Raw genomic sequence first — 7,280 nt, 5'->3', positions numbered from 1 at the left:
CCTGTACGGTGAGTTCGTTAGCTCAAGTTCGGATGCCATAAGTCCATGGCCAAGGCGCTGTGACGAGTCATAGCCGGGCTATGGCGAGGAACAGCAACGCAGGCCAGGGATTTAGGGCGCCGAAATGGACTCATAGAACTCACCACACAGGCCACTAGGCAAGGCTGGCATCTGCCGCTACATTAATCGGCTGGTGCTCTGCCGAGCACACCTTCAAATTGAAATACGGAACCCGTAAAACTCCATCATGGACCCTTCCCCTAGTAGCTTGACCCTCGCCACGATGTTCGCCGATTTCGGCATGATTCTCTTTGCTTTGATCCTGGTTCTGCTCAACGGCTTCTTCGTTGCGGCCGAATTCGCCATGGTCAAGCTGCGCTCGACCCGAGTCGAGGCCATCGCCCACAAGAACGGTTGGCGCGGACAGATCCTGCGCACCGTGCACAACCAACTGGACGCCTACCTGTCCGCCTGCCAGCTGGGTATCACCCTCGCCTCACTGGGCCTGGGCTGGGTCGGTGAACCGGCCTTCGCCCACCTGCTGGAACCGGTGCTCAGCGCCGTCGGGGTGCACGCCGCCGAGGTGGTTAAGGGCGTATCGTTCTTCACCGCGTTCTTCATCATCTCCTACCTGCACATCGTGGTCGGTGAACTGGCCCCCAAATCCTGGGCGATCCGCAAGCCGGAACTGCTCTCGCTATGGACTGCGGTGCCGCTCTACTTGTTCTACTGGGTGATGTACCCGGCCATCTACCTGCTCAACGCCAGCGCCAACGCCATCTTGCGGATCGCTGGACAGGGTGAGCCGGGGCCTCATCATGAACACCACTATAGTCGCGAAGAGCTGAAGCTGATCCTGCACTCCAGTCGTGGCCAGGACCCCAGCGACCAGGGCATGCGCGTGCTGGCCTCGGCCGTGGAAATGGGCGAGCTGGAAGTCGTCGACTGGGCCAATTCCCGGGAAGATCTGGTGACCCTGGACTGCAACGCGCCGCTCAAGGAAATCCTCGCCCTGTTCCGCCGCCACAAGTTCAGCCGTTATCCGGTGTATGACGCCGAACGCAATGTGTTCGTCGGCCTGTTGCACATCAAGGACCTGCTGCTGGAGCTGGCGGCCCTGGACCATATTCCCGAATCGTTCAACCTGGCCGAGCTGACCCGCCCGCTGGAGCGCGTGTCCAAGCACATGCCGCTGTCACGCCTGTTGGAGCAGTTCCGCCAGGGCGGTTCGCACTTCGCGCTGGTGGAGGAAGCCGACAGCAAGGTCATCGGCTACCTGACCATGGAGGACGTGCTGGAAGTGTTGGTGGGCGATATCCAGGACGAACACCGCAAGGCCGAACGCGGCATCCTCGCCTATCAGCCAGGCAAACTACTGGTGCGCGGTGACACTCCGCTGTTCAAGGTCGAACGCCTGTTGGGCATCGACCTGGACCATATCGAGGCCGAAACCCTCGCCGGGCTGGTCTACGAGACCCTGAAACGAGTGCCGGAAGAGGAAGAGGTGCTGGAAGTCGAGGGCCTGCGCATTATCATCAAGAAGATGAAGGGTCCGAAGATCATCCTGGCCAAGGTGCTCAAGCTCGACTGACACCCAGGAGGCTAGCCTTTCCGGCTACCGCCCACCCACCGCGAAGTTCGGTAGAGCCTCCACCGGCTGGTTGAATTGGTACGGAATCGATACTAATCCCAGCCCGGTGTTGCGCTGCACCACGAAGTGCAGGTGCGGCCCGCTGCTGTTGCCGGTATTGCCCGACAACCCCAACGGACTGCCCACCACTACGTGCTGGCCTTCGCGCACGCTGACCGAACCTTGCTTGAGGTGCAGGTAGACGCCCATGGTGCCGTCATCGTGCAGCACCCGGACGAAGTTTCCGGAAGGATCGGTGCCACGCCCGGACTGGTCACTCTCGGTCTTGACCACCACCCCGTCGCGCGCCGCGATAATCGGCGTGCCCACCGGCATGGCAATGTCCATCGCGTAGCGGCTCTTGGCGCCGAAGTGGCTGTAGGAACCGTTCGGCCCCTGGGTCAGGCGAAACGGCCCGCCACGCCACGGCAAGGGGTACCGATAGCCCTGGGCCTGCCCCGAGGGATCGCCGAGGGAATATCGAAACTTCGGGGTATACACCAACGGCTGCCCGGCCTGGGTCGCGGTGAGCAGCGCCAAACGCAGGCTGGCGCGAGCCGGCACCACCTTGCGGATCGGCTGGGGCGGCGCGCCGCTGACGTTCCTCAACGCGCCGAAGCCCAACTCGATCTCCACCGGCGCATACAGGTCGTTGCGCACGTAAACGCTGTCGACACCGTTGTGCTGGCGAATATCCAGACGCACCTGGTGTTCCAGGTGCTCGATCATTCGATCCCGGAACACAAACACCTGCGCGCCGGGCGCCGGGCGATCGCTGTAGGAGACCACGCCATCGGCGTTCACATACTTGTAGATGGTCATGGCTGCAGCCGAGGTGGCGACCACCGACAGGCCGCAGACAAACAGTAAACGCAACAGCATATGCGCGAATCGCCGAATCAAACGTAAGCACCAGACTAGCAGGTAGAGAGGGCGCTTGTATGGATCACGTGGACATCGGCGGCTGTCGGAAAGAAGCAGCCAGGAGTGACAGACAACGCGGCGCACCAGGCGCACCGCGCTATCAGGCAGGAATCAGGCGCCGGGAACGAAGTGCTTCTGGGCGGTGCCGCGAGCGATCAAGCGGGAAATGTAGTCGAGCTTCTGGGCGTCCTGGTCGATAAATCGGAAGGTCAGTTGCAACCAGTCGCTGTCCGGCGTCGGTTCGTGGGCGACGACCGCATGCAGATAACCGTTCAGGCGGGCGATCTCGGCATTGTCGCCCTGCTCCAGATCGAGCACAGCGCTTTCGAGGACTTGCGGCAGGACCTCGCCACGGCGCACCACCACCAAGGCTTCCTTGATGCTCAGCGCCTTGATCACACACTGCCGGGTGCCACTGGGCAGGCGCAACTGGCCCTGACCGCGACCGCCGATTGCCGCGCTGGCCGCCACCGGCGGCCGTGCCGGCGGGCTGTTGAGCAAACCCTTGGTCGAAGCCGAGGCCGGCGTCGCGACGACCGTAGGCGCCACCACACTGGCCTTACCGCCGGTCAGCGCACTCAGGGAATCGTTGGCAAAGGCCGAGTTCGCCTGGGTCGGGGCACTATTCATCAAGGCGTCGAGCTTGCCGACCTTGTGCAGCGCCTGCTTGACCTTGGTCAGCAGTTGTTCATTGGTAAAGGGCTTGCTGACGTAGCCGGACACTCCGGCCTGGATCGCCTGCACCACGTTCTCTTTATCGCCACGGCTGGTGACCATGACGAACGGCATGGCCTTGAGATTGTCCTGGCCCCGGCACCAGGTCAGCAATTCCAGGCCGGACATCTCGGGCATTTCCCAGTCGCACAGCACCAGATCGAACGCTTCACGCGCCAGCAGCGCTTGGGCCTTGCGACCGTTGACGGCGTCTTCGATCCGGATGCCCGGGAAGTAGTTGCGCAGGCACTTTTTCACCAGATCACGGATGAACGACGCGTCATCCACCACCAACACACTGACTTTACTCATTGACCATTCCTCTAAAAGTCCCGGCCAGTATACTGGCTAATGGCCATTTACCCAAAACTGATAAGTCACACCGGGACTTTGTCCTTTGCGAGTGCGCGTAAAATTCTTATGCCACAAATAAAAACGCCCGACCTCAGGCCGGGCGTTTCTCTCGGGCAATCTTACTTATCGTCAGCTTCGCCGGGAACATTAGCGGTTTCGGACAAGGTGCCCTCAACTTCCTGGCGCATGCGCTTGAGGCCCATGTGCCGCACGTCGGTGCCGCGTACCAGATAGATCACCAACTCGGAAATATTGCGCGCGTGGTCGCCGATTCGCTCCAGCGAGCGCAGCACCCAAATAATGCTCAGTACCCGCGAGATGGAGCGCGGATCTTCCATCATATAGGTGGCCAGCTCGCGCAGGGCGGTCTTGTATTCACGGTCGATGATCTTGTCGTACTGCGCCACCGACAACGCCAGCTCGGCGTCAAAGCGGGCAAAAGCGTCCAGTGCGTCGCGCACCATGTTGCGCACCTGGTCACCGATATGCCGGACCTCGACATAACCACGCGGCGCCTCGCCTTCCTCGCATAGCTGAATGGCTCGGCGGGCGATCTTGGTCGCCTCGTCGCCGATGCGTTCGAGGTCGATCACCGATTTGGAGATGCTGATGATCAGCCGCAGGTCGGACGCTGCCGGTTGGCGACGTGCGAGGATGCGCAGGCATTCCTCGTCGATATTGCGTTCCATCTGGTTGATCTGGTCATCGATTTCGCGCACTTGCTGGGCCAGGCCCGAATCGGCCTCGATCAGCGCGGTGACCGCGTCGTTGACTTGCTTTTCCACCAACCCGCCCATAGCCAGCAGGTGGCTGCGTACTTCTTCCAGCTCCGCATTGAACTGCGCGGAGATATGGTGGGTAAGACCGTCTTTATCAATCATTGATATTCGCTCCGCGAAACATGCAGGCTGCACGTTTCAAGCAGTTATGGGTTGATCTGAATGGGTTCAGCTTGCATTGCAGCGCTTCTGGGTTCGTGGCTCACCACTGCTTCTAGCCATAACGACCGGTGATGTAGTCTTCGGTCTGCTTCTTCGCCGGATTGGTGAACAGGGTATCGGTGTCGCCAAACTCCACCAGTTGGCCCATGTACATGAACGCGGTGTAGTCGGAAACCCGAGCCGCCTGCTGCATGTTGTGGGTCACGATGACAATAGTGAACTTTGATTTCAATTCGTAGATCAGTTCTTCGACCTTGAGGGTCGAGATCGGATCGAGCGCCGAGCACGGTTCGTCGAGTAATAGGACTTCCGGCTCTACCGCGATGGTACGGGCGATGACCAAACGCTGCTGCTGACCACCGGACAGGCCAAGTGCCGAATCGTGCAGGCGGTCCTTCACTTCATCCCACAGGGCAGCGCCCTTGAGGGCCCATTCCACAGCCTCGTCGAGGATGCGCTTCTTGTTGATACCCTGGATGCGCAGGCCATAGACCACGTTTTCATAGATAGTCTTGGGGAACGGGTTCGGCTTCTGGAATACCATGCCGACCTTGCGGCGCAGTTCGGCCACATCCTCGCCCTTGCGGTAGATGTTGTTGCCGTAGAGCTTGATCTCGCCCTGTACGCGGCAACCGTCGACCAGATCGTTCATCCGGTTGAAGGTGCGCAGCAGCGTCGACTTGCCGCAGCCGGACGGACCGATAAAAGCGGTCACGCGTTGCTTGGGGATGTTCATGCTGACGTCGAACAACGCCTGCTTCTCACCATAGAACAGGCTCAGGCACGGGACTTCGATGGCCACGGTTTCACTGGCCAGGTCCAGGCTTTGTTTACCGCGGCCAAGCGCCGATATGCTGATGCCGTGGGTATGGGTTTCATGCTGCATGGGTAAACTCCCTGCGCTAACAAATTCGTTTCAATAAGCCGCTGGCACACTACCGGGCCGACGGTAACACCGTTCAATAGGAGCCGGGCTCGCCGGGCCGCCGCGAAAGGGTCCTGAAGACCGCCAGCAGCCGCAGGCAAGCCCACGCCCACATCAGCTATCCAGCGCCTTGTACTTCTCGCGCAGGTGGTTACGGATCCACACGGCCGACAGGTTCAGCGTGGCAATCACCAGCACCAGCAACAACGCCGTGGCATACACCAGCGGGCGCGCCGCCTCGACGTTCGGGCTCTGGAAGCCGACGTCGTAGATGTGAAAGCCCAAGTGCATGATTTTCTGGTCCAGGTGCAGGTACGGATAGTTGCCGTCCACCGGCAGCGACGGCGCCAGTTTCACCACGCCCACCAGCATCAGCGGTGCCACCTCACCGGCGGCACGAGCCACGGCGAGGATCATGCCGGTCATCATTGCCGGGCTGGCCATCGGCAGGACAATTTTCCATAGCGTCTCGGCCTTGGTCGCGCCCAGCGCCAGCGAACCTTCACGGACCGTGCGGGGAATCCGCGCCAAGCCTTCCTCAGTGGCCACGATCACCACTGGCACCGCCAGCAGCGCCAGAGTCAGCGAGGCCCAGAGCAAACCCGGGGTCCCGAAGGTCGGCGCCGGCAGGGCTTCGGGGAAGAACAACCGGTCGAGCGAGCCGCCCAGCACGTAGACAAAGAAGCCCAGGCCGAACACGCCGTAGACGATGGCCGGAACGCCCGCCAGATTGTTCACGGCAATGCGGATGATCCGCGTCAGCGCGTTCTGCTTGGCGTATTCACGCAGGTAGACCGCCGCCAATACGCCGAACGGTGTCACGATCATCGCCATGATGAGAGTCATCATTACCGTACCGAAGATCGCCGGAAAGATCCCGCCCTCGGTGTTGGCTTCACGCGGGTCGTCGCTGAGGAACTCCCAGACCTTGCTGAAGTAGAAACCCAGCTTGGTCAAGGTGCCCATGGCGTTCGGCTGGTAAGCATGCACTACCTTGCCGATGCCGATCTCCAGTTCTTTACCATTGGCATCACGGGCCGTCAGGCTGTCGCGATTGAACTGGCCGTGCAGGTCGCCGAGGCGGGTCTCGATAACCTGGTAACGCGCATTCAGTTCGGCCTTCTCGGCCTCCATGTCAGCCTGGGCAATGGCATCGAGCTTGCCTTCAAGCTCGAGCTTGCGGCCATGCAGACGAATCCGCTCAAGACCGGCGTTGATCGCGCCGATATCGGTTTTCTCCAGGCTCTTGAGCTGCTTGGCCAGGTCGTTGACACGGTCGATACGTGCTTGCAGTTCAGGCCAGGCGGCCTGCCCTTCGGCGATGACCTTGCCGTTTTCCTTGACGTTGACCAGGGTACCGTAGAAATTGCCCCACTCACGACGCTCCACGGCCATCAGTTCCACCGGCGCGGTCTGGTCGGTCAACCACTCACCCACGACCCAGGTAAAATCGTTGCCGTTCAGGTCACGGTTACCGACCTTGATCAACTCCCGGGTCATAAACTCGGGGCCTTGGTCCGGCACCGGCAAGCCGGCCGCCTGCAGGCGCGCGCGCGGTACTTCTTCCTTCTGTACCACTTCGCCGACCACGATCTGCCTGGCTTGGCCCGGTACGCCATACTGGGCGTGAATCACGTCCGCCGGCCAGAAGTGGCCCAGGCCGCGAACTGCAATCACCGCCAGCAAGCCGATGGTCATGATGACCGCGATGGACACCGCACCACCGCTGATCCAGACACCGGGGGCGCCGCTCTTGAACCAGCCATTCAGGGAGTTCTGTTTCACAGACTTC

General features: G+C 61.0%; 6 protein-coding genes. 1 reads left to right on the top strand and 5 read right to left on the bottom strand.

All coding sequences use genetic code 11. The annotated features are described in order from the left end of the window. Nucleotides 1-247: 247 nt before the first annotated feature. Complete coding sequence (locus tag AWM79_RS14055; RefSeq protein ID WP_026013218.1) at nucleotides 248-1,591, top strand: hemolysin family protein; 1,344 nt, start codon at nucleotides 248-250, stop codon at nucleotides 1,589-1,591. A 24-nt stretch (nucleotides 1,592-1,615) separates the two neighbouring features. Here AWM79_RS14055 and AWM79_RS14050 read toward each other — a convergent pair whose 3' ends face one another. From AWM79_RS14050 to pstA, 5 genes are all read right to left on the bottom strand, one after another. Further along, nucleotides 1,616-2,512: a peptidoglycan DD-metalloendopeptidase family protein gene (locus tag AWM79_RS14050; RefSeq protein ID WP_017132345.1), complete on the bottom strand. Its 897-nt coding sequence runs from the start codon at nucleotides 2,510-2,512 to the stop codon at nucleotides 1,616-1,618. 153 nt (nucleotides 2,513-2,665) lie between these two features. Beyond that, a complete protein-coding gene (locus AWM79_RS14045) occupies nucleotides 2,666-3,580 on the bottom strand; it encodes a response regulator (RefSeq protein WP_060783097.1) in 915 nt (304 codons plus the stop codon). A gap of 161 nt (nucleotides 3,581-3,741) precedes the next feature. Continuing rightward, nucleotides 3,742-4,503 carry a phosphate signaling complex protein PhoU gene (gene phoU, locus AWM79_RS14040; RefSeq protein WP_017124183.1) on the bottom strand — a complete coding sequence of 254 codons (762 nt, stop codon included), beginning with the start codon at nucleotides 4,501-4,503 and terminating at the stop codon, nucleotides 3,742-3,744. Nucleotides 4,504-4,615: 112 nt separating this feature from the next. Further along, nucleotides 4,616-5,449: a phosphate ABC transporter ATP-binding protein PstB gene (gene pstB / locus AWM79_RS14035; protein ID WP_017132343.1), complete on the bottom strand. Its 834-nt coding sequence runs from the start codon at nucleotides 5,447-5,449 to the stop codon at nucleotides 4,616-4,618. 153 nt (nucleotides 5,450-5,602) lie between these two features. Next, nucleotides 5,603-7,273 carry a phosphate ABC transporter permease PstA gene (gene pstA / locus AWM79_RS14030; protein WP_017132342.1) on the bottom strand — a complete coding sequence of 557 codons (1,671 nt, stop codon included), beginning with the start codon at nucleotides 7,271-7,273 and terminating at the stop codon, nucleotides 5,603-5,605. Nucleotides 7,274-7,280 lie beyond the last annotated feature (7 nt).

The organism is Pseudomonas agarici, assembly GCF_001543125.1.
Taxonomy (GTDB): Bacteria; Pseudomonadota; Gammaproteobacteria; order Pseudomonadales; family Pseudomonadaceae; genus Aquipseudomonas; species Aquipseudomonas agarici.
Note: the sequence above shows the minus strand (reverse complement) of the source record. Positions and strands in the feature narration are given on the sequence as shown.